Origin of the sequence: Pseudomonas sp. CCI1.1 (genome assembly GCF_034348165.1) — a bacterium.
Classification (GTDB): domain Bacteria; phylum Pseudomonadota; class Gammaproteobacteria; order Pseudomonadales; family Pseudomonadaceae; genus Aquipseudomonas; species Aquipseudomonas paracarnis.
This window is the reverse complement of record NZ_CP133780.1, coordinates 1,816,448-1,836,384: the sequence shown is the minus strand read 5'-3', so window position 1 is coordinate 1,836,384 and position 19,937 is coordinate 1,816,448. Positions and strand designations below refer to the sequence as shown.

The 19,937-nt window shown below is 59.3% G+C and carries 22 protein-coding genes and 1 tRNA gene; 20 read left to right on the top strand and 3 right to left on the bottom strand.

All coding sequences use genetic code 11. The features are described 5' to 3' along the window. The first annotated feature begins 32 nt into the window (after positions 1-32). Genes RHM69_RS07840 through murB form a run of 7 tightly spaced genes read left to right on the top strand, consistent with a single transcriptional unit; the run spans position 33 to position 4,554 of the window. Complete coding sequence (locus RHM69_RS07840; protein WP_200599899.1) at positions 33-668, top strand: MotA/TolQ/ExbB proton channel family protein; 636 nt, start codon at positions 33-35, stop codon at positions 666-668. After that, positions 665-1,093 carry an ExbD/TolR family protein gene (locus RHM69_RS07835; RefSeq protein ID WP_060766997.1) on the top strand — a complete coding sequence of 143 codons (429 nt, stop codon included), beginning with the start codon at positions 665-667 and terminating at the stop codon, positions 1,091-1,093. The genes RHM69_RS07840 and RHM69_RS07835 overlap by 4 nt, the downstream gene beginning before the upstream one ends. Then, positions 1,093-2,103: a tetraacyldisaccharide 4'-kinase gene (lpxK, locus tag RHM69_RS07830; RefSeq protein ID WP_200599897.1), complete on the top strand. Its 1,011-nt coding sequence runs from the start codon at positions 1,093-1,095 to the stop codon at positions 2,101-2,103. Before RHM69_RS07835 ends, lpxK begins: the two co-directional genes overlap by 1 nt. Before the next feature lie 24 nt (positions 2,104-2,127). Continuing rightward, a complete protein-coding gene (locus RHM69_RS07825; protein WP_003174668.1) occupies positions 2,128-2,313 on the top strand; it encodes a Trm112 family protein in 186 nt (61 codons plus the stop codon). Beyond that, a complete protein-coding gene (kdsB, locus tag RHM69_RS07820; RefSeq protein WP_054898278.1) occupies positions 2,310-3,074 on the top strand; it encodes a 3-deoxy-manno-octulosonate cytidylyltransferase in 765 nt (254 codons plus the stop codon). The genes RHM69_RS07825 and kdsB overlap by 4 nt, the downstream gene beginning before the upstream one ends. Further along, positions 3,074-3,538 (top strand): low molecular weight protein-tyrosine-phosphatase, encoded by a 465-nt coding sequence (locus RHM69_RS07815; RefSeq protein WP_054917236.1) that lies wholly within the window; start codon positions 3,074-3,076, stop codon positions 3,536-3,538. The genes kdsB and RHM69_RS07815 overlap by 1 nt, the downstream gene beginning before the upstream one ends. Continuing rightward, positions 3,535-4,554 (top strand): UDP-N-acetylmuramate dehydrogenase, encoded by a 1,020-nt coding sequence (gene murB / locus RHM69_RS07810; RefSeq protein ID WP_020303087.1) that lies wholly within the window; start codon positions 3,535-3,537, stop codon positions 4,552-4,554. The genes RHM69_RS07815 and murB overlap by 4 nt, the downstream gene beginning before the upstream one ends. Before the next feature lie 69 nt (positions 4,555-4,623). Here murB and RHM69_RS07805 read toward each other — a convergent pair whose 3' ends face one another. Continuing rightward, the gene (locus RHM69_RS07805) at positions 4,624-5,295 is read right to left on the bottom strand and encodes a Bax inhibitor-1/YccA family protein (protein ID WP_003192030.1); all 672 of its coding nucleotides are present in this window, start codon (positions 5,293-5,295) and stop codon (positions 4,624-4,626) included. Between the two features lie 152 nt (positions 5,296-5,447). Here RHM69_RS07805 and RHM69_RS07800 point away from each other — a divergent pair. Further along, positions 5,448-5,538, top strand: a tRNA-Ser gene (locus RHM69_RS07800). A gap of 67 nt (positions 5,539-5,605) precedes the next feature. On the opposite strand, the gene RHM69_RS07795 is transcribed toward RHM69_RS07800, so the two are convergent. Then, positions 5,606-6,382, bottom strand: coding sequence for a hypothetical protein (locus tag RHM69_RS07795; protein ID WP_019816803.1), 777 nt, complete (start codon positions 6,380-6,382; stop codon positions 5,606-5,608). 346 nt (positions 6,383-6,728) lie between these two features. On the opposite strand from RHM69_RS07795, the gene RHM69_RS07790 reads away from it, so the two are divergent. From RHM69_RS07790 to RHM69_RS07765, 6 genes are all read left to right on the top strand, one after another. Next, the gene (locus tag RHM69_RS07790) at positions 6,729-7,145 is read left to right on the top strand and encodes an Ivy family c-type lysozyme inhibitor (RefSeq protein WP_014718872.1); all 417 of its coding nucleotides are present in this window, start codon (positions 6,729-6,731) and stop codon (positions 7,143-7,145) included. 129 nt (positions 7,146-7,274) lie between these two features. Beyond that, positions 7,275-7,676: a hypothetical protein gene (locus RHM69_RS07785; RefSeq protein WP_014718871.1), complete on the top strand. Its 402-nt coding sequence runs from the start codon at positions 7,275-7,277 to the stop codon at positions 7,674-7,676. A 92-nt stretch (positions 7,677-7,768) separates the two neighbouring features. Next, a complete protein-coding gene (locus RHM69_RS07780; RefSeq protein WP_014718870.1) occupies positions 7,769-7,966 on the top strand; it encodes a hypothetical protein in 198 nt (65 codons plus the stop codon). A gap of 194 nt (positions 7,967-8,160) precedes the next feature. After that, positions 8,161-8,901, top strand: a complete 741-nt coding sequence (locus tag RHM69_RS07775; RefSeq protein WP_200599895.1) for a hypothetical protein — start codon at positions 8,161-8,163, stop codon at positions 8,899-8,901. A gap of 133 nt (positions 8,902-9,034) precedes the next feature. Beyond that, positions 9,035-9,304: a hypothetical protein gene (locus tag RHM69_RS07770; RefSeq protein ID WP_019816804.1), complete on the top strand. Its 270-nt coding sequence runs from the start codon at positions 9,035-9,037 to the stop codon at positions 9,302-9,304. Positions 9,305-9,439: 135 nt separating this feature from the next. Beyond that, entirely contained in the window at positions 9,440-11,557 is a 2,118-nt protein-coding gene (locus RHM69_RS07765; RefSeq protein WP_102666268.1) for a TonB-dependent receptor family protein, read from the top strand. Position 11,558: 1 nt separating this feature from the next. On the opposite strand, the gene RHM69_RS07760 is transcribed toward RHM69_RS07765, so the two are convergent. Then, entirely contained in the window at positions 11,559-13,376 is a 1,818-nt protein-coding gene (locus tag RHM69_RS07760) for a sigma-54-dependent Fis family transcriptional regulator (protein ID WP_014718866.1), read from the bottom strand. A 350-nt stretch (positions 13,377-13,726) separates the two neighbouring features. On the opposite strand from RHM69_RS07760, the gene RHM69_RS07755 reads away from it, so the two are divergent. The 6 genes from RHM69_RS07755 to RHM69_RS07730 are packed head-to-tail and all read left to right on the top strand — an operon-like array spanning position 13,727 to position 19,666. Beyond that, a complete protein-coding gene (locus RHM69_RS07755) occupies positions 13,727-14,821 on the top strand; it encodes an ABC transporter ATP-binding protein (protein ID WP_200599893.1) in 1,095 nt (364 codons plus the stop codon). Beyond that, positions 14,821-15,918 (top strand): ABC transporter ATP-binding protein, encoded by a 1,098-nt coding sequence (locus RHM69_RS07750; RefSeq protein WP_056783757.1) that lies wholly within the window; start codon positions 14,821-14,823, stop codon positions 15,916-15,918. The genes RHM69_RS07755 and RHM69_RS07750 overlap by 1 nt, the downstream gene beginning before the upstream one ends. Further along, positions 15,915-16,781 carry a carbohydrate ABC transporter permease gene (locus RHM69_RS07745; protein ID WP_130175100.1) on the top strand — a complete coding sequence of 289 codons (867 nt, stop codon included), beginning with the start codon at positions 15,915-15,917 and terminating at the stop codon, positions 16,779-16,781. Before RHM69_RS07750 ends, RHM69_RS07745 begins: the two co-directional genes overlap by 4 nt. A gap of 10 nt (positions 16,782-16,791) precedes the next feature. Next, a complete protein-coding gene (locus tag RHM69_RS07740) occupies positions 16,792-17,592 on the top strand; it encodes a carbohydrate ABC transporter permease (RefSeq protein ID WP_003192012.1) in 801 nt (266 codons plus the stop codon). Positions 17,593-17,603: 11 nt separating this feature from the next. Beyond that, complete coding sequence (locus RHM69_RS07735; protein ID WP_014718862.1) at positions 17,604-17,876, top strand: DUF2160 domain-containing protein; 273 nt, start codon at positions 17,604-17,606, stop codon at positions 17,874-17,876. A 47-nt stretch (positions 17,877-17,923) separates the two neighbouring features. Then, a complete protein-coding gene (locus tag RHM69_RS07730; protein WP_003192009.1) occupies positions 17,924-19,666 on the top strand; it encodes an ABC transporter substrate-binding protein in 1,743 nt (580 codons plus the stop codon). Positions 19,667-19,937: the final 271 nt, after the last annotated feature.

Genomic DNA, 19,937 nt, shown 5'->3' with positions numbered 1-19,937 from the left:
AAGTGGCGCACTTTTTCGAGGGGACATTCACTGTGTGGGAATTGGTCAAATCCGGCGGCTGGATGATGTCGCCGATCATTCTGAGCTCCATCGTCGCACTCGGCATCGTCGCCGAACGCCTGTGGACCCTGCGCGCCAGTCGCGTCACCCCCGAGCACTTGCTGGGGCAGGTCTGGGGCTGGATCAAGAACAAGCAGCTCGACAAGCAAAAGCTCAAAGAGCTGCGTGCCAATTCGCCACTGGGTGAAATCCTCGCCGCCGGCCTGGCCAATTCCAAGCATGGTCGCGAGATCATGAAGGAGTGCATCGAAGAGGCGGCCGCCCGGGTTATTCATGAACTGGAGCGCTACATCAACGCCCTCGGCACTATCGCCGCCATGGCGCCGTTGCTGGGTTTGCTCGGCACGGTATTGGGCATGATCGATATCTTCAGTGCGTTCACGGGCTCGGGCATGACCACCAACGCGTCGGTATTGGCCGGGGGCATTTCCAAGGCCCTGATCACCACTGCTGCGGGCTTGATGGTGGGTATCCCTTCGGTGTTTTTCCACCGTTTCCTGCAGCGGCGCATTGATGAACTGGTGGTCGGTATGGAACAGGAAGCCATCAAGCTGGTAGAAGTGGTGCAGGGCGACCGTGATGTAGACCTGGTCGAGGGCAAAGCGTGAAATTTCGCCGTAAGCAACGGGAAAATGTTGATATCAATCTCGCGTCGTTGATCGACGTGGTGTTTATCCTGCTGCTGTTCTTTGTCGTGACCACCACCTTCACCCGGGAAACCCAGTTGCGTGTCGACCTGCCTGAAGCGGTGAGTGGCTCGCCTGCCGAAGACCAGCAAGTCAAGCAGCTGGACATCGCTATCAGCGCCGAAGGGGTGTTTTCGGTGAATAACCAGTTGCTGGAGAAAAATGACCTTGCCAGCCTGATGGAGGCGTTGCAGAAGGAGTCTGGTGGCGACACCCAGTTGCCGCTGTCCATCAGCGCCGATGGCAAAACCCCGCACCAGGCCGTGATCACCGCCATGGACGCTGCCGGCAAGCTCGGTTTCAGCCATTTGCGCATGACCACTGTCGAGGCGGCGAGCGCGCCCTGATGGCCATCTCCGACCGTTTACTCAAGGCATGGTACGAAGGTCATCCAGCACTAATGTTGCTGCGACCGCTGGAATCGTTGTATCGCCGTGTGGTTCAACGTAAGCGTGCGCGCTTCGTGGCGGGCGAGGGCGAGATTTATCAGTCGTCTGTGCCAGTGATCGTGGTGGGTAATATTACGGTGGGAGGCACCGGCAAGACGCCTTTGATCCTGTGGTTGATCGAGCACTGCCGACGCAGCGGCTTGCGCGTAGGAGTGGTCAGTCGAGGCTACGGTGCCAATCCGCCGCAGTTGCCGTGGCGGGTCGAGGCCGGCCACAGTGCCGAGGTGGCCGGTGATGAACCCTTGCTGATCGTGCAGCGCAGCGGTGTACCGCTGATGATCGATCCTGATCGCAGTCGTGCGGTAAAGGCCCTGCTGGCCTGCGAGCCCCTGGACCTGATCCTCTCCGATGACGGCCTGCAGCACTACCGCCTGGCCCGCGATCTTGAACTGGTGCTGATCGATGCCGCCCGTGGCCTCGGTAACCGCCGGTGCCTGCCTGCCGGGCCGTTGCGCGAACCGGTGGAGCGCCTGCAGAGTGTGGACGGGGTGCTTTATAACGGTGCCCTTTCAGACCGTGAAGATGGCTTTGCCTTCCGCCTGCAGCCCACAGCGCTGGTCAACCTGCACAGCGGCGAGCGCCAGCCGGTCACCTATTTTCCGCAGGGCCAGCAGGTGCATGCGGTGGCCGGAATAGGCAATCCGCAACGTTTCTTCAATACCCTTGAAACGCTACACTGGCAGGCGTTACCCCATGCTTTTGCCGATCACGCGCTCTACAGCGCAGAGGTCTTGAATTTTACCCCGTCATTGCCGCTGGTCATGACCGAAAAGGACGCGGTGAAGTGCCGCGCCTTTGCCCAGCCCGACTGGTGGTACCTTGCGGTGGATGCGGTACCGTCGCCGGCGTTCGTCGCCTGGTTCGACATGCAGCTGATGCGTCTGCTGCCCAACCGTCTTTTGCCTTAAAACGTTTTTTTCCAGGAAACACTCATGGACACCAAACTGCTCGATATCCTCGCTTGCCCGATCTGCAAAGGCCCGCTCAAGCTCAGCGCCGACAAAACCGAGCTGATCAGCAAAGGTGCCGGCCTGGCTTACCCTATCCGCGATGGCATCCCGGTCATGCTCGAAAGCGAAGCCCGCACCCTGACCACCGATGAGCGCCTGGATAAATGACCACCGCCTTTACCGTTGTCATTCCCTCGCGCTATGCCTCGACCCGTCTGCCGGGCAAACCGTTGCAAATGATCGGCACCAAGCCGATGATCCAGCTGGTGTGGGAGCAAGCGTGCAAGAGCAGCGCCGAACGGGTGGTGGTGGCTACCGATGACCCGCGTATCATCGAGGCGTGCAAAGGCTTTGGTGCCGAAGCGGTCCTGACCCGCGAAGACCATAACTCCGGTACTGATCGCCTGGCCGAAGTCGCCACTCAGCTGGGTCTGGCACCCGACGCGATTGTAGTGAACGTGCAAGGCGACGAGCCATTGATACCGCCGGGTGTCATCGATCAGGTCGCTGCCAACCTCGCGGCCCATGGCGAGGCGCGTATGGCGACCCTGGCCGAACCGATCGAAGACATCGAGACGCTGTTCAACCCGAACGTAGTGAAAGTGGTCAGCGACATCAACGGCCTGGCACTGACGTTCAGTCGCTCCACCTTGCCGTGGGCGCGGGATGCCTTTGCCAAGAATCGCGACGTGTTGCCGGAGGGCGTGCCATATCGCCGCCATATCGGCATCTATGCCTACCGCGCCGGTTTCCTGCACGACTTCGTCAGTTGGGGCCCGTGCTGGCTCGAGAATACCGAGTCCCTGGAACAACTGCGTGCCCTCTGGCACGGCGTGCGTATCCACGTGGGCGATGCGTTGGAAGCACCGCCAGCGGGTGTCGATACCCAGGAAGACCTCGAACGCGTCCGTCGCCTGCTGGGCGCCTGATGGAAGTTCTGTTTGTATGCCTGGGCAATATCTGCCGCTCGCCAACCGCTGAAGGCATCTTGCGCCATAAGTTGCGTGAAGCAGGCTTGGCTGGCCAGGTTGAGGTGGCGTCTGCTGGCACCGGAGAATGGCATATCGGCAACCCGCCGGACCAGCGCAGCCAGCGTGCGGCGCTGGCGCGCGGCTATGACTTGTCGGGCCAGCGTGCCCAGCAGGTTTCCCGTGCTGATTTTGCCCGCTATGACCTGATCCTGGCCATGGACAACAGTAACCTGCGCAACCTCAAAGCCATGCAGCCGGGGCAGGGCAAGGCGGAGCTGGATTTGTTCCTGCGTCGCTTTGATGGCGAAGTGGACGAGGTGCCAGACCCTTACTATGAAGGTGAGCAAGGTTTCGAACGGGTCCTGGACCTGATCGAACGCGCCTGTGACTTATTGGTGATCGAATTGAAGGGGCGGTTATGACCTTGCAAGTGCGTGCGCAGGTATCGCTCAAGCCATTCAACAGCTTTGGCATCGATGTGAGCGCGCAATTATTTGCCGAGGCCCACAGTGATGCTGACGTGCGCGCGGCCATCGCCTATGCCGCCGCACAGGCGGTGCCGTTGCTGGTGATTGGAGGCGGCAGCAATTTGCTGTTGACCCAGGATGTTCCGGCGCTGGTGTTGCGTATGGCGACACAAGGCATTCGCGTGCTGAGCGACGATGGCACGCGCGTGGTGGTCGAAGCCGAAGCGGGCGAAGCCTGGCATCCGTTTGTGCTGTGGACGCTTGAGCACGGCTTCTGCGGCCTGGAAAACCTCAGCCTGATCCCGGGCACTGTCGGCGCCGCGCCGATGCAGAACATCGGTGCCTATGGCGTAGAGATCAAGGATGTGTTTGCCGGCCTCACCGCCCTGGATCGCCAGACGGGCGAACTGCGGGACTTCAGCCTGGACGAATGCAACTTTGCCTACCGTGACAGCCTGTTCAAGCACGAAGTCGGGCGCTGGCTGATCCTGCGGGTACGCTTTGCCCTTAGCCGCGCCAGTCACCTGACACTCGACTACGGCCCGGTGCAACAGCGCCTGACCGCGCAGGGCATCATCCACGCCACGCCAAGCGATGTGAGCCGCGCGATCTGCAGCATTCGCCGCGAGAAACTGCCAGACCCGGCAGAGCTGGGCAATGCGGGCAGCTTTTTCAAGAATCCGCTGGTACCCCAAGCCTTGGCTGTTGAGCTGCAACGCCAGTATCCGGACCTGGTGGCCTACCCTCAGGCCGACGGCCAAATGAAACTCGCCGCCGGCTGGCTGATCGACAAGGCCGGTTGGAAGGGCTTCCGGGAGGGCGATGCGGGCGTGCACAAGCTGCAAGCGCTGGTGCTGGTCAACTACGGCACCGCCACCGGGCAGGAGATTGCCCAGCTGGCGCTACGCATCCAGCAAGATATCTTCAAGCGCTTCAAGGTCGAGCTGGAAATGGAACCCAATCAGTACTGAGCTATCGGGCCTGAAAATGAAAATGCCCCGTATCTCGCGATACGGGGCATTTTTTATTGCGTTGGCTGATCAGTCGTCGCGGCTCATGATGCCGAAGATCTGCAACAGGCTGATGAACAGGTTGTAGATCGACACATACAGGCTGATGGTCGCCATGATGTAGTTACGCTCACCGCCGTGGATGATGGCGCTGGTCTGGAACAGGATGCACACCGAGGAAAACAGCACAAAACCCGCGCTGATCGCCAATTGCAGGCCGCTGATCTGGAAGAACATGCTGGCCACCACCGCCGCCAGCAGCACGAAGAAGCCTGCGGTGATGAAACCACCCAGGAAGCTCATGTCTTTACGGCTGATCAGCACGTAGGCCGACAGACCACCAAACACCAGGGCCGTCATGGCAAATGCCGAACTGACCACTTCCGCACCGCCGGCCATGCCCAGGTAGCGGTTGAGGATTGGGCCGAGGATAAAGCCCATGAAACCGGTCAAGGCAAACGCCGACACCAGGCCCCAGGCCGAGTCACGCAGCTTGTTGGTCAGGAAGAACAGACCATAGAAGCCGATCAACACGACAAAGATATTCGGGTAACCGACGCGCATCTGCTGGGCCACGTAAGCCATCACGCCGCTGAATGCGAGGGTAAGGGCGAGCAAGCCGTAGGTGTTGCGCAACACGCGGCTGACTTCAAGCTGCTCAGCCTGCGCGTTGCCATTCACTGCGTAATTCTGTTCGCGCATGGCGACACTCCTTCAGTTTTGAAACGTTCAGTCGCAAAGATCATAACAGACGCCTTGTAACAAGCGATGCAGAGAGTTTGACAGTGTGTTTCATTCGGGTATTATGGCGCCCGCTGACACGGGATGGGCTACTATAATCCTGTGATGCACAAGGGAAATTGGCAGAGTGGTTGAATGCACCGGTCTTGAAAACCGGCGGACGTTAATAGCGTCTCCAGGGTTCGAATCCCTGGTTTCCCGCCAAGATTTACACGAAAGCCCCGCGAAAGCGGGGCTTTTGCGTTTCTGGGGTTTGGTTATACCGGGCTATTTAGGCAGTTGGTCTAACTCGAAAGGCCAGGAACACCGGCCCGAATGGGAAGGTACTGACTTCCAGCTCATCCAGTGGATTGAGCGTGTGCGTGCGGCTTCCAGCGTTGCTGTAGATCACGTGGCTGCTGGATACGGCAATGTTGATCTTGCCGGCGGCCGCCTGGATTAGATTCACCTTGAACCCTTCAATCACATCATCACCGATTGTCAGCGTGACATCTGTATCGCTGATGACCAGCATCGACTTGCCTGAATCCGACATGGTCAAGGGCCTGCTGCCGGTGATAGAAACATTGGTGTGCACATGTCCGCCAGCGTGGTAACTGACCATTCTCGGATCAGCGAAGACCCGGGCGAAGGAGCCGACATAATTCACACTGGCGCGCATGTCGTCGAATTGCTCAACCACGTATGTACCAATGCTGCCGGAAACTTCCCCATTGGGGTCCAGAACCCATTTGCGTCCTACCATCAACCCGATCTGGGTATTGGCACGTACACCGGCACGCATTTCTTCCAGAAAGAGCTGGCTGATCTGGCCACCGCCTTTGCCCTGGACATAGGTAAATCGTGCAATGGAATGGCTGTCGCCAGTGGGGCTGCCCTGGGCAGTATCGACCTTGTAGTCGACAAAGTCTGCCGAGACGATGGTGGTCGTGGTGTTGGCGTTTGGCGCCCAGGTAAAATCCAGGACCCTGCCGGTTTTGACCTGCTCTAGAGAGGTGGTGGCTTGTGATGTAGTCGTAGAGCCTGACTGCTTCAAATCGTCATTCATGATACTCATCCGTAAGTGAAGTCGAGGGTCGAAAGTACACGAAGCAAATGACCGCCGTCATCACAGCACTTTTTCTACAAGACTATGCTGTCTTACTGGATCCGTATGGAGCTGTCATCGTGCACGTGCCCTCGCACTGCGTATTCATTACTAAGCACAGTACGGAGCTTTTAGCTTGACTGATTTATTCCTCTCCACGGCAGCCATGGCCTGCCTCATGATTTCAAGCTTGTTTGTTAGGTGAACGTCGAAACTTCTAAAACAGTGCCCTGTCCCAGCTTTCATACCGATGTTTAAGTGCAACCTGCGAAAGCGGCTGAAAAGTCAGCGAGATGGAGTCATTCGAATGAAAATACTGAGCCTTTCGATGCTGGCGGGTGCCTCCATGATGCTAGTCTCTGAAGGCGTTTGGGCTGAGCAATATCTGCCCGAGATTGCCAGCAAAGCGCCTTACAAAAAAGCCTACGCAGAGATGCTCAGTTATCCGGACTGGGTCAGTAAAGCTCAGGGCACAGCGTCGCCAGTCGAGACGGTTTCGGCGGATGGTAAGCGCTTTACGGTAGGCCACATGTGCAAGGCACATGATTGTGCAGACAATCAGCTAATAGTGGTCTTTAACGCAGATGGAACAAAGTCCTGGGGGCTACTCGCGACGCGTCCAGCCGAGGGAGAGGCATTCAGTAAGCAATTGCTGGGTGATCCCGACAGTGTCGTTCAGGGCCTACTGAATAAGTCGTTTGCTGACAACAATCCCGAAGATTGATGACCGGTGTCGCCCTGCTGCGGCAAACGGTGGGTGGGGAGAACGACCATCAGATAAGACATAGCGAACAGCCAGCTTGTTATGGTTATCGTGGATGTTAAAGTCGCACAAATTTTTTGAGGGAACGATATGCGAGGCTTAATCGGAGCATTACTGCTTGCTGCTCTTGGTGGGTGCTCCACATCGCCTATATCTGCCGACATCGCAGACCCTGTGCCATCCACAAGAATGTATGCCTTTACGGAAAAGAACGCGGCTCAGTTGGTGGTGACTAGAGACTCGGGCATCTACGGAGCTGAAGTCCGTTTTATTTTGCATATTGATGGAAAACCGGCTGCCGAGTTTCACCCTGGGGAGGTTGCCAGGTTTGGGCTGGCCCCTGGCAAGCATATTCTTGGTGTCTCGAAATACATGCTTTTCGGCACCTCAAGAATCATCGAATCAGAAATTGATATGAAGCCGGGAGACCTTGTTCGCCGCAGAATTTCTCAGCACGGCAGCAGTTTTTCTTTCACCCCGACTGCCTACTAAACGCCATTCGTCTAACGCCCGGCACTCTCAACCCTGATGCAGCCTCTCAACCCTAAGCGCGGATATCCCGAGCCTATAAACGGAGTGCCAGCATGGAAATCAACGAGAAAGCCCCAGGCAACATTTCCCAGCAAGCGGTTACCCGGGGCACCGATAACGAGACCGGCCATGACCCGCGGCGTGACGAGGACAATATCCCGCTGCCGCCGGATGACGAGGCGCCTCTTGAAGAAGATATGTCGGATGTAGATGCGGCCGATTCAGTAGCTACTGAGCATCCCAAGACCTGAAGGCGTTCAGGCCAAAGAGCCCGGCCCTGTGCCGGGCTTTGTCTGCTGGCCCCCTTGGTCTCGTTCACCTCCTTGTGGCTGTAAGCCGATGCTGATCCGACCCGCACCGCTGCACTTTTTTCCATTTTGCTGATCTACCTCTGTCCCGGCCACCCGACTCCCGCGTGCGGCCCACAGAATCAGACCCGGTGCCGATGGATCGAACGATTACGATTTTTACCACCCGATGGCCGCTGTTGCTGGCTGCGATGTTCGCGCTGTGTGCAGTGGGTTGCAGCCAGCAACAGGGCCGCGATATCGCCAGGCAGTTCAGCGACGGCAAGCCCGATGAATTCTTCCAGACCAGTGTCGACCGCATGGCCACCCTGGGCATGCGTGACAACCTGCAAAGCCTCTACCTGCTGATGAGCAAGCTCTACCTGCGCAACCCCAACCAGTGGCGTCAATCGGGCTACCCGGATGCAGTGACCGCCGCCCGGCAAATCCGCCAGGCCATCGAAAATCGCCAACCCTTGCCCGCACTGGGTGACAGGCGTGACTTGGCCGCCCTGAGCTATTCCTTGAGCCCTGACTTTCGCGGCGACCGCGTCGGCGCGTTCATCTATGCGATTGGCAGCATGCTCGTGACCGCTCACGGTGGGCGCACGCAGTTTTATGTGACCGACTCGATCAACCCGCAGTTTGTCAGCAATGCCGCGCGTAATATCGAAAAAGCCACCTGGTTGCTCAGCCAGCGTCAGGATGCCAATGGTGTGTTGCTGTTGTTTTCCAATGAAATCTCGGAGGAGGGCAGTAACCTCAGTTTTGCCGTTGAGTTCGGCAAGATCGTCGCGCGGTTGGACCTGCTGACCCAAATCCTCGATGAGCGCTACCGGCGCATTGGCCTCAATTACGCACAAAGCCTGTTGCTGATGAATTTCCTGCCGGTGCAATAAGGCCCATCGCATCGACCAATCGGTGCGGTGTTTCCCTTTCCGCTGTAGGAAGCGGCCTATCTTGCCTCTCGCGGCTTGAAACGCTTGCCTGCGGGCAATAGCCTCGGATTTTTCTTAAACACGAGGCCCTCCCTTGGGTAAACGAAAAACGGTTTGGCCCACGGATCGCGAAATACGCTTGCGGTTTATCCTCTATGCGGTAATTGACGCCGCGACCGCCCAGGGCGTGTCTGCCGAGTTATTGCTGCCGGCGCACAAGTTATTGCGTGACTCGCCCACGGAAGACCAGTTGCGCGACACCTTGGGGGCGATTCTCGCCACTGACGAAATGTATGGCTTTCGCTTTCCGCCGGGGTCGGATGCAGATGATCTGATGCGGACATTGGCAACTGCCGATGGTTAAACTGATTCACCCCTGTTTTTGATACGCCCCTGTCCGTCATTAAGGAGTGACTCGAGGGGCGTACCTGCCTTCCCATCACTGTTCGCGTGGTGGGCTCGGCCCGGCACGTTCCCGGATTCCAAGGACCTGCTCCCAATGCTGCTGCGCCACCCCCCGTTTATTTTTGCCGCCTTGACCCTCAGTTCGCTGGTACAGGCCGAAGGCCTGCAATTGGCGCCGGTTGAAGTCACTACGGCTGAGGCCAGTGCCGCAGAAATCGCCCAGGCGCAGCTCAAAAGCGTGCCCGGCGGCACCAATTACATCGATATGGACAGCGTGCAACAGGGACGGGTCAGCACCAACGAGGATGTCTTCAAGTACCAGGCTGGTGTTTACGCCAAGGCGGCCAATAACGAAGGGGTGAAGGTGTCCATTCGTGGCTCGGGCCTGAACCGCGCCCCCGGTGCCCATGCCTCCGGCCTGTATGAAATGTTCGACGGCCTGCCGCTTACCGGCCCAGGCGGCACGCCCTATGAGCTCAAGGACCCGCTGTGGCAAAGCCGGGTAGAGGTGCTGCGTGGCGCCAACGGGTTCGATCAGGGTGCATTGGCTTTGGGCGGTGCGGTCAACTACGTTACCCGCACCGGCTTGGACGCGCCCAAGCTGCAAGTGCGCTATGAGGTCGGCAGTCGCGGCTATGCCCAACGCGAAGTCAGTTCCGGGCAGGTGCTGGGGGACGCCGACTATTACATCAGCCTCACCGATTCGGAGTCCGACGGTTATCAGCACCAGAGCGCTGGTACCGGCAAGGGCATCGCCGCCAACTTTGGCTATCGCTTTAACCCGGACCTGGAAACGCGTTTCTACTTGCGTTATCGCGAAACCACCAACGATTCCCCTGGCAGACTCACGCGTGACCAGATCAGCCATGATCCGCGTGCCGCCAACAGCCTCAATGCCGCCCGCGATTCAAAGCGCTTGCAACCGGGCTCCACCTGGATCGCCAACAAGACCACCTTGCGGTTGGACGATAACGCGCGGGTCGAGGTCGGGCTGGCCTATCACGATTACCCCATGGACCTGCGCGAAGGCACTAACCGCCTCAAAGTTGCCTACACCGATATCAGCGGCACCCTGAATTACATCCGCCAGGACAGCCTGTTCGGCCACGCCAGCACTACCACTCTCGGCCTGCGTACCACCCAGGCGATGCCGAACAATGGCGCGTCGGAATACGTCCGCATCCCTACGGGCAATACCGCCATTTATGCCCCCGGCACCAAGACCCGCGACTACAGCTACCTGGGCTCCGACACCGTGCTGCATGTCGGCAACGAGCTGGAACTGGTGGAGGATCTGTGGCTGACCACCGGCCTTGCCGCGATCTACACGCGCCGTGAAACCCAGGTGACTTACCCCGACGGCCAGGCGCCGATCAGTCAGCATGATTGGGATTATGCGCCGCGCATTGGCCTGCGTTACGACTTCACCCCGCAGTTGCAGGTCTACGGCAACCTGAGCCGCTCGGTAGAGCCCCCGCATGCGTGGTCGATGATCTGGGGCTCGAACAAATACTTTGGCCCGGGCAGTGGGGCGGCCACGGGGTTGCAGCGCGAAGGCGTGAAGCTGCGTAATCAGACCGCCACCACCCTGGAAATCGGCGGGCGCGGTGAAGCCTGGCTCGGCCAATGGGACCTGGCGCTCTATCGCTCGGAAGTTCGCCACGAGCTGCTTTCTGTAGAGACCCAGGCCCAGACTGCCACCAGCAACGCGATCATCGCCGAATCCAACGCCAGCCCCACCGTGCACCAGGGCGTGGAGCTGAGCCTGCTCAGCCCGCTGTGGGACGGCGGTGGCAGCGGTAAGCTCGACCTACGCCAGGCCTACACCTTCAGCGACTTCCACTACCGCGACGACGAGCGTTTCGGCGACAACACCTTGCCCGGCATTCCCAAGCACTATTACCAGGCGCAACTGCGCTACAGCCACCCGACGGGTTTCTACACCAGCCTCAACACCGAGCATGCATCACGGGTAGCGGTGGACTACGCCAATTCCTACTATGCGGCGGCCTACACCACCCTCGGCGCCACGTTCGGCTATGACGCGCCCAAACACGACTGGCAAGCCTGGGTCGACCTGCGCAACCTGACCAACCGCCGTTATGCCAACACCGTCACGCCGGGTTATGACGACAAAGGGATGGACGCGGCGCGCTCCACCCCGGCGGATGGGCGGGGTATTTACACCGGCGTTTCCTGGAGTTGGCGTTAAATCAGCCTTCGTGCTGGCGCAGTCGCTTGTACAGGGTGTTGCGACTCACCCCCAGCTCCCGCGCCAGGTGGGAGATATTCCCGCCCACGGCTTCCAGGCGTTGGCTCAGGTCGAGGCGTTCATCCAGGTGCTCAGGTTTGGACTGCGGCACCGTCGCCTGCAAATCCACAAAAAAATCATCGGGCAGGTGTTCCGCGCGAATCGGCTGCTCCTCGGCCATCGCCAGCGCCACCTGCAACACGCTGCTCACCTGACGCAAATTGCCCGGCCACGGATGCTGCTCAAATAACCTCAGCACCTCGGCACTCAGCCCGGCCCACTGGTTCGGCTCGCGGTGTTGCTGCCACAGTTGCTGGAACAGCGCCTGCTTGTCGGTACGCTCGCGCAACGGCGGCAATTCCAGGGTCAGGCCGCCGATGCGGTAGTACAAGTCCTCGCGAAAGCGCCCGGCCTGCACCAGCTCGCGCAATGCACGGTTGGTCGCCGAGATGATGCGCAAATCCACCGGGAACACCTCGCTGCTGCCCACCGGTTGCACACAGCGCTCCTGCAACACCCGCAACAGGCGGGCCTGGGTCGGCAACGGCATATCGCCGATCTCGTCGAGAAACAGCGTGCCCTTGTCCGCCTTGCGAATCAGGCCAATGCTGCCTTTTTGGTTGGCGCCGGTGAAGGCGCCTTTTTCGTAGCCGAACAGTTCCGATTCCACCAGCTCTGCGGGAATCGCCGCACAGTTCACTGCGATCAACGCCTGTCGGCTGCGGGAACTGGCCTGGTGCAGGGCTTTGACGAATACTTCTTTGCCCACGCCGGTCTCACCGTGAATCAACAATGGAATGTCCTTTTCCAGCAGGCGCTCGGCCTGGCGCACGGCTTTCTCCACGCGCACATCGCCAAAATGCAGGGTCTGGAGGTTGATCGCGGTCGGCGCTGGCGGCGGCGGTTGGTTGAACACCCGCGCCTGCACCGGCATCTGCTTGGGCCGCTTCAACAGGCACTGGAACCGATTGCGTCCCGCCGCCTGCAACGCAAACGGCAACCCTTCGGGCTGGTTGAGCAACTCCAGCAGCGACACCTTGAACAGGCTGTCGATCATCACCCGCGAGAGGCTGATGCCCAGCAAGTTATCCGCACGCCGATTGGCCGACAGCACCTGGCCGCTTTCATCAAAGATCAGCAGGCCGGCCCATTGGCTGTCGAGGTTGCTCAAGCCGGTGTTGAAGGTCAGTTGGAAGTGTTCGCCGCGAAACAGGTTGAGGATCAGCCGATTCTCCACGGTCTGGCTCATCATCTTGACCATGCCCAGGGTGTGGGAGGGCGGCAGGTAACTGTCGCTGGACACATCCAGCACGGCGATGATTTCGCGCTGGGCATCGAAAATGGGCGCCGCGGAGCCGGTCATGAAGCGGTTGGCCTTCAGGAAGTGTTCATCGTGTTCAATATGCACGGCCTGGGCGCAGGCCAGTGCGGTGCCGATGGCATTGGTGCCACTGGCGCGTTCTATCCAGCTGGCGCCGGGGCTGAAGCCACGGGCCAGCGTGGGTTCGATAAACCGCTGGGTGCCCCACGAGGTCAGCACCTGGCCCTGATTGTCGGCCAGCATGATCAGGCAGTTTGAATTGCTGAGGATGTTCTCGTAGTAGGGCAACACTTCCTGGTGGGTGGTCTGTACCAGGGAATGCTGGCTTTCCAGGAGTTGGCGAATGCCTTCGGCGGGCAGTTGGTCAAAGCTGGGGGTGCTCTGGTGATCCAGGCCGTAGGCGCGGCAACGGCGCCAGGATTCCTGGATAAGGGTGTCGTGGGTCAAGGGTTCGGCCATCGTGCGACCTTCTTTATTATTGTTGTCGGGTCTTGCGCCATCTAACGTCAGACATCGAACAATGTGGGAGCGGGCTTGCCCGCGATGGCAATGGGTCAGGCACAGCATCTACAAACTGATGCACCGCCATCGCGGGCAAGCCCGCTCCCACATTTGATCTTCGTCGCGCATAAAGTGTTGTTCACAACTGTTCATTGTCAACCCCGGCAGTGTTCAATTGTTCAGCCGGATTGTTCACTCCCGAACATCACCATTCGACCATCTCCTTACACATCAAGCGCTTGCGGTATTGGCACGAAACTCGCTCTGACAACGGACCAGATTCATTCCAATAATAAAAAGGTCGTGTCATGTCATTGACCCTGGAACATGTCTCCCGCGTTGTCGACGGCCAAACCTGGATCGACGACGCCAACCTGCGGTTCGAAGCCGGTTCTTTCAACGTCTTGCTCGGTCGTACCCTGTCCGGCAAGACCAGCCTGATGCGCCTGATGGCCGGTCTGGACAAGCCCGACAGCGGCCGCATCCTGATGAACGGCGTGGATGTCACGCAAAAGCCGGTGCGCCTGCGCAATGTGTCGATGGTCTACCAGCAGTTCATCAACTACCCGACCATGACCGTGTTCGAGAACATCGCCTCGCCGTTGCGCCAGGCCGGTGTGTCCCAAGAGGTGATCCAGAGCAAGGTGCTGGAAACCGCCAGGATGCTGCGTATCGAGAAGTTCCTGCAACGCCATCCGCTGGAACTGTCGGGCGGCCAGCAGCAACGCACCGCCATGGCCCGCGCCCTGGTCAAAGATGCCGAACTGATCCTGTTCGATGAGCCGCTGGTCAACCTGGACTACAAACTGCGCGAAGAGCTGCGCCAGGAAATGCGCGAACTGTTCAAGGCGCGCCACACCATCGCCATTTACGCCACCACCGAGCCCAACGAAGCCCTGGCCTTGGGCGGCACCACCACCATTCTTCACGAGGGGCGGGTGATTCAGAGCGGCAAGGCCGCCGAGGTCTACCACCAGCCCCAAACCGTCCTCGCCGCTGAGCTGTTCTCCGAGCCGCCGATCAACCTGATGCCAGGGCGCATCAGCGGCAACGAAGTGAGTTTCGCCAACTTCGTGCATTTCCCACTCAATGTTGACCTGCGTCCTATCGGCGAAGGCGAATTCCGCTTTGGCGTGCGCCCCAGCCATATCAGCCTGGTACCCAGTAACGATGATGACCTGGAGCTGGCGGTGACCGTGGAAGTCGCCGAGATCAGCGGCTCGGAAACCTTTCTGCATGTGCGCAGTGAGCACTTCCTGCTGGTGCTGCACCTGCCGGGGGTGCATGAATACGATGTCGACGCGCCGATCCGTGTGTATATCCCCACCCATAAACTGTTTGTGTTCGATGGTCAGGGCCGCTTGGTCCAGGCCCCCGGACGCCGTGTCGCGAGGGTTGCCTGATGGCCGAGATCCATTTGCGCAACCTGGCCCATAGCTACAGCCCTACGCCCGCTGGGCCAGAAGACTACGCCATTCGGGAAATGAACCATGTGTGGGAGCAGGGCGGTGCCTACGCCTTGCTCGGGCCGTCAGGCTGCGGCAAGTCCACGCTGCTCAATATCATTTCCGGCCTGCTCAGCCCGTCCGAAGGCCAGGTGCTGTTCGATACCCAAGTGGTCAACGACCTTACCCCGGAGAAGCGCAATATCGCCCAGGTGTTCCAGTTCCCGGTGGTGTACGACACCATGACGGTGTTCGACAACCTGGCGTTCCCGCTACGCAACCAGGGCATGGCCGAAGCGAAAATTCACAGCAAGGTGCAGGAGATCGCCGAAGTCCTCGACCTGCAAAACCTGCTGAGCAAAAAAGCCCGCAATCTCACCGCCGACGAAAAACAGAAAGTCTCCATGGGCCGTGGCCTGGTACGCGATGACGTGTCGGCCATTCTCTTTGATGAGCCGCTGACGGTGATCGACCCGCACCTGAAGTGGAAACTGCGGCGCAAGCTCAAGCAGATTCACGAGCAGTTCAATATCACCATGGTCTACGTCACCCACGATCAACTGGAAGCCTCCACCTTCGCCGACAAGATCGCGGTGATGTATGGCGGGCAGATCGTACAGTTCGGTACGCCGCGTGAATTGTTCGAGCGGCCCAGCCACACCTTTGTCGGTTATTTCATCGGTAGCCCTGGGATGAATCTGATCGAGGTGCAGGCCAAGGCTGGCGGTGTAGGGTTCGCCACTACCCTGTTGCCACTGTCCGAAGCGTTGCAGCAACGTCTCAACGCCACCGACTACAAAAAGCTCCAGGTTGGTATCCGCCCGGAATTTATCCACGTGTGGGACGAGTACAACCCTGACGCCCTGCAAGCCGACGTCGTCCATGTGGAAGACCTCGGCACCTACAAGATCATGACCCTCAACCTCGACGGCGCCACCCTCAAGGTGCGGCTGGCCGAGGACAAGCCGGTGCCGGAAGGCAAGGCTTCCATCAGCTTCCCCGCGCAATGGCTGATGCTCTACGCCGACGATTACCTGCTGGAGGTGGCGCCATGAACAAGGTGCAGAACAACAAGGCCTGGTGGCTGGTGTTGCCGGTGTTCCTGCTGGTGGCGTTCAGTGCGGTGATCCCGATGATGACCGTGGTCAACTATTCGGTGCAGGACATTTTCGACCAGTCCAGCCGCTATTTTGTCGGGGCCGACTGGTACAAGCAGGTGCTGCTCGACCCGCGCCTGCACGACTCGCTGCTGCGCCAGTTCATCTACTCGGCCTGCGTGCTGTTGATCGAGATCCCACTGGGCATCTCCATCGCCCTGACCATGCCCACCAAGGGCCGCTGGTCCTCGCTGGTGCTGATCATCCTCGCCATTCCCTTGCTGATTCCGTGGAACGTGGTCGGCACTATCTGGCAGATTTTTGGCCGTGCCGACATCGGCCTGCTGGGCTCGACCCTCAACGCCCTGGGCATCAGCTACAACTACGCTGCCAACACCATGGACGCCTGGGTCACCGTACTGGTGATGGATGTGTGGCATTGGACCTCGCTGGTAGCGCTGCTGTGCTACTCAGGTTTAAGGGCCATTCCGGACGTGTACTACCAGGCTGCGCGGATTGATCGTGCATCGGCCTGGGCGGTGTTCCGACATATCCAGTTGCCGAAGATGAAAAGCGTGCTGCTGATCGCGGTGATGCTGCGCTTCATGGACAGCTTCATGATCTACACCGAACCCTTCGTGCTCACCGGCGGCGGGCCGGGTAATGCCACCACTTTCCTGAGCCAGACGCTTACCCAGATGGCCGTCGGCCAATTCGACCTGGGCCCGGCGGCGGCGTTTTCCCTGGTGTACTTCCTGATCATCCTGTTGGTGTCCTGGCTGTTCTACACCGCCATGACCCATTCCGACGCCAACCGCTGAGGCCGCCAACATGAGCAAGCGCAAGCTGATTCCACTACTCGTTTACATCCTGTTCCTGCTGGTGCCGATCTACTGGCTGCTGAACATGTCCTTCAAGAGCAACACCGAAATCCTCGGCGGCCTGACCCTGTTTCCGCAGGATTTCACCCTGGCCAACTACAAGGTGATCTTCACCGACCCGAGCTGGTACACCGGCTACCTCAACTCGCTGTACTACGTGAGCCTGAACACCGTGATCTCCCTGAGCGTGGCGTTACCAGCGGCGTATGCGTTCTCGCGCTATCGCTTCCTGGGTGACAAGCACCTGTTCTTCTGGCTGCTGACCAACCGCATGGCGCCGCCGGCAGTGTTCCTGCTGCCGTTCTTCCAGCTGTATTCATCCATTGGCCTGTTCGACACGCACATCGCCGTGGCCCTGGCCCATTGCCTGTTCAACGTGCCGTTGGCGGTATGGATCCTGGAAGGCTTCATGTCCGGCGTACCCAAGGAAATCGACGAAACCGCCTACATCGATGGCTATAGTTTTCCCAAGTTCTTCGTGAAGATTTTTATCCCGCTGATTGGCTCCGGTATCGGCGTCACGGCGTTTTTCTGTTTCATGTTTTCCTGGGTCGAACTGCTGCTGGCGCGCACGCTCACCTCGGTCAACGCCAAGCCCATCGCAGCGGTGATGACCCGCACGGTGTCGGCGTCCGGCATTGATTGGGGCGTGCTGGCAGCGGCGGGGGTGTTGACCATCCTGCCGGGCATGCTGGTGATCTGGTTTGTACGCAACCACGTGGCCAAGGGCTTTGCCCTGGGCCGGGTCTAGAGGAGTCGATGATGGAATGGATGGCCTGGACCACCCCCACTGCGCTGTTCTTTGGCGGCATTGCCCTGATTCTGGCGGGCATGACCACTTGGGAATTACGTTCGCCGAGTATCCCGCGGCGCGGTTTGCTGCCGATCAGCACCACCCGTGGGGATCGCTTGTTTATCGGTCTTCTCGGTAGCGCCTACCTGCATTTGCTGGTCATTGGCGTTACCGACTGGAGTATCTGGGTGGCGTCCGCGCTCTCCCTTGTTTGGCTGTTGAGTGTGATGCGTTGGGGCTAGCAAGCTCGCTCCTGCAAGCCCCGTTTGAAACTAACCTGGAGGTCTCTATGTTGAATAAAAACAATAAGCTGCGACATAGCATTTCATTGGCCGCCGTACTGGCCCTCAGTGGTTTGAGCGCTTCGGCCTGGGCTGATGCGTATGAAGATGCCGCGAAAAAATGGATCGGCAGCGAGTTCAAACCCTCGACCCTTACCGAAGCCCAGCAGTTGGAGGAGTTGAAGTGGTTTATCAAGGCGTCGGAGCCGTTCCGTGGGATGAAGATCAACGTGGTGTCTGAAACCCTCACCACCCACGAGTACGAATCCAAGGTGCTGGCCAAGGCCTTCAGTGAAATCACCGGCATCAAGCTGACCCACGACCTGCTGCAGGAAGGCGACGTGGTGGAGAAGCTGCAAACCCAGATGCAATCCGACAAGAATATCTATGACGGCTGGGTCAACGATTCCGACTTGATCGGTACGCACTTTCGCTACGGCAAGACCGAGTCCATCACCGACCTGATGGCCAACGAAGGTAAGGATTTCACCTCGCCCACCCTGGACCTCAAGGACTTTATCGGCCTGTCTTTCACCACCGCGCCGGACGGCAAGATCTACCAGTTGCCCGACCAGCAGTTCGCCAACCTCTACTGGTTCCGCGCCGACTGGTTCGAGCGGCCGGAGCTGAAGGCCAAGTTCAAGGAGAAATACGGCTACGACCTGGGCGTGCCGGTGAACTGGTCGGCTTATGAAGACATCGCCAAGTTCTTCAGCGAAGACGTCAAGGAAATCGACGGCAAGCGCATTTATGGGCACATGGACTACGGCAAGAAAGACCCGTCCCTGGGATGGCGTTTCACCGATGCCTGGTTCTCCATGGCCGGCGGCGGCGACAAAGGCTTGCCCAACGGCTTGCCGGTGGACGAGTGGGGCATCCGTGTAGAGGATTGCCACCCGGTGGGCTCCAGCGTCACCCGCGGCGGCGACACCAACGGCCCGGCGGCGGTATTCGCCACGCAGAAATACGTGGACTGGATGAAAGCCTACGCGCCACCGGAAGCGGCGGGCATGACCTTCTCCGAATCCGGCCCGGTGCCGTCCCAGGGCAACATCGCCCAGCAGATCTTCTGGTACACCGCGTTTACCGCCGACATGGTCAAGCCGGGCCTGCCGGTGGTGAATGCCGATGGTACGCCGAAATGGCGCATGGCACCGTCCCCAGTCGGGCCGTATTGGGAAAAGGGCATGAAGAAGGGCTATCAGGACGTAGGTTCCTGGACCTTCCTCAAGTCCACGCCCGAAAAGCAGAAACTCGCGGCCTGGCTCTACGCGCAATTCGTGACCTCAAAAACCGTGTCGCTGAAGAAAACCATCGTTGGCCTGACGCCGATTCGTGAGTCCGATATCAACTCCCAGGCCATGACCGACATGGCGCCCAAACTCGGTGGCCTGGTGGAGTTCTACCGCAGCCCGGCCCGCACCGAGTGGTCCCCGACGGGCACCAACGTGCCGGACTACCCGCGCCTGGCGCAACTGTGGTGGAGCAACATCGCCGCAGCGGCCAGCGGCGAGAAAACCCCGCAACAGGCGCTGGACAACCTGGCCAAGGAGCAGGATGCGATCATGACGCGCCTGGAACGCTCCAAGGTGCAACCGGTGTGCGGCCCGAAAATGAACCCCGAGCGTGACGCGCAATACTGGTTCGACCAGCCGGGTGCACCGAAGCCGAAACTGGCCAACGAAAAGCCCAAGGGCGAAACCGTGAACTACAACGACCTGCTCAAGCAGTGGGAGGCGGCGCGTAAGTAACAGCGCCATCTCAACCCCTGTAGGAGCGAGCTTGCTCGCGAAGAACTCACCGACGCCGCGTTTATTCAGGAAGCACGCGTTATCGTTGACGTTTTTCGCGAGCAAGCTCGCTCCTACAGGCATTTTTTGGTTTTGTGAGCCCTGACAAACGACCGCTTATCCCTCCCAACCCAACCTCATTTGAATTTTCCGCACGCCCCGAGGCTCTGCATTTTAGAAGCGCGTGATGTTGAGCGCTCTTGCGGGGCCACCTTGTGGGAGGCCCGTTGTA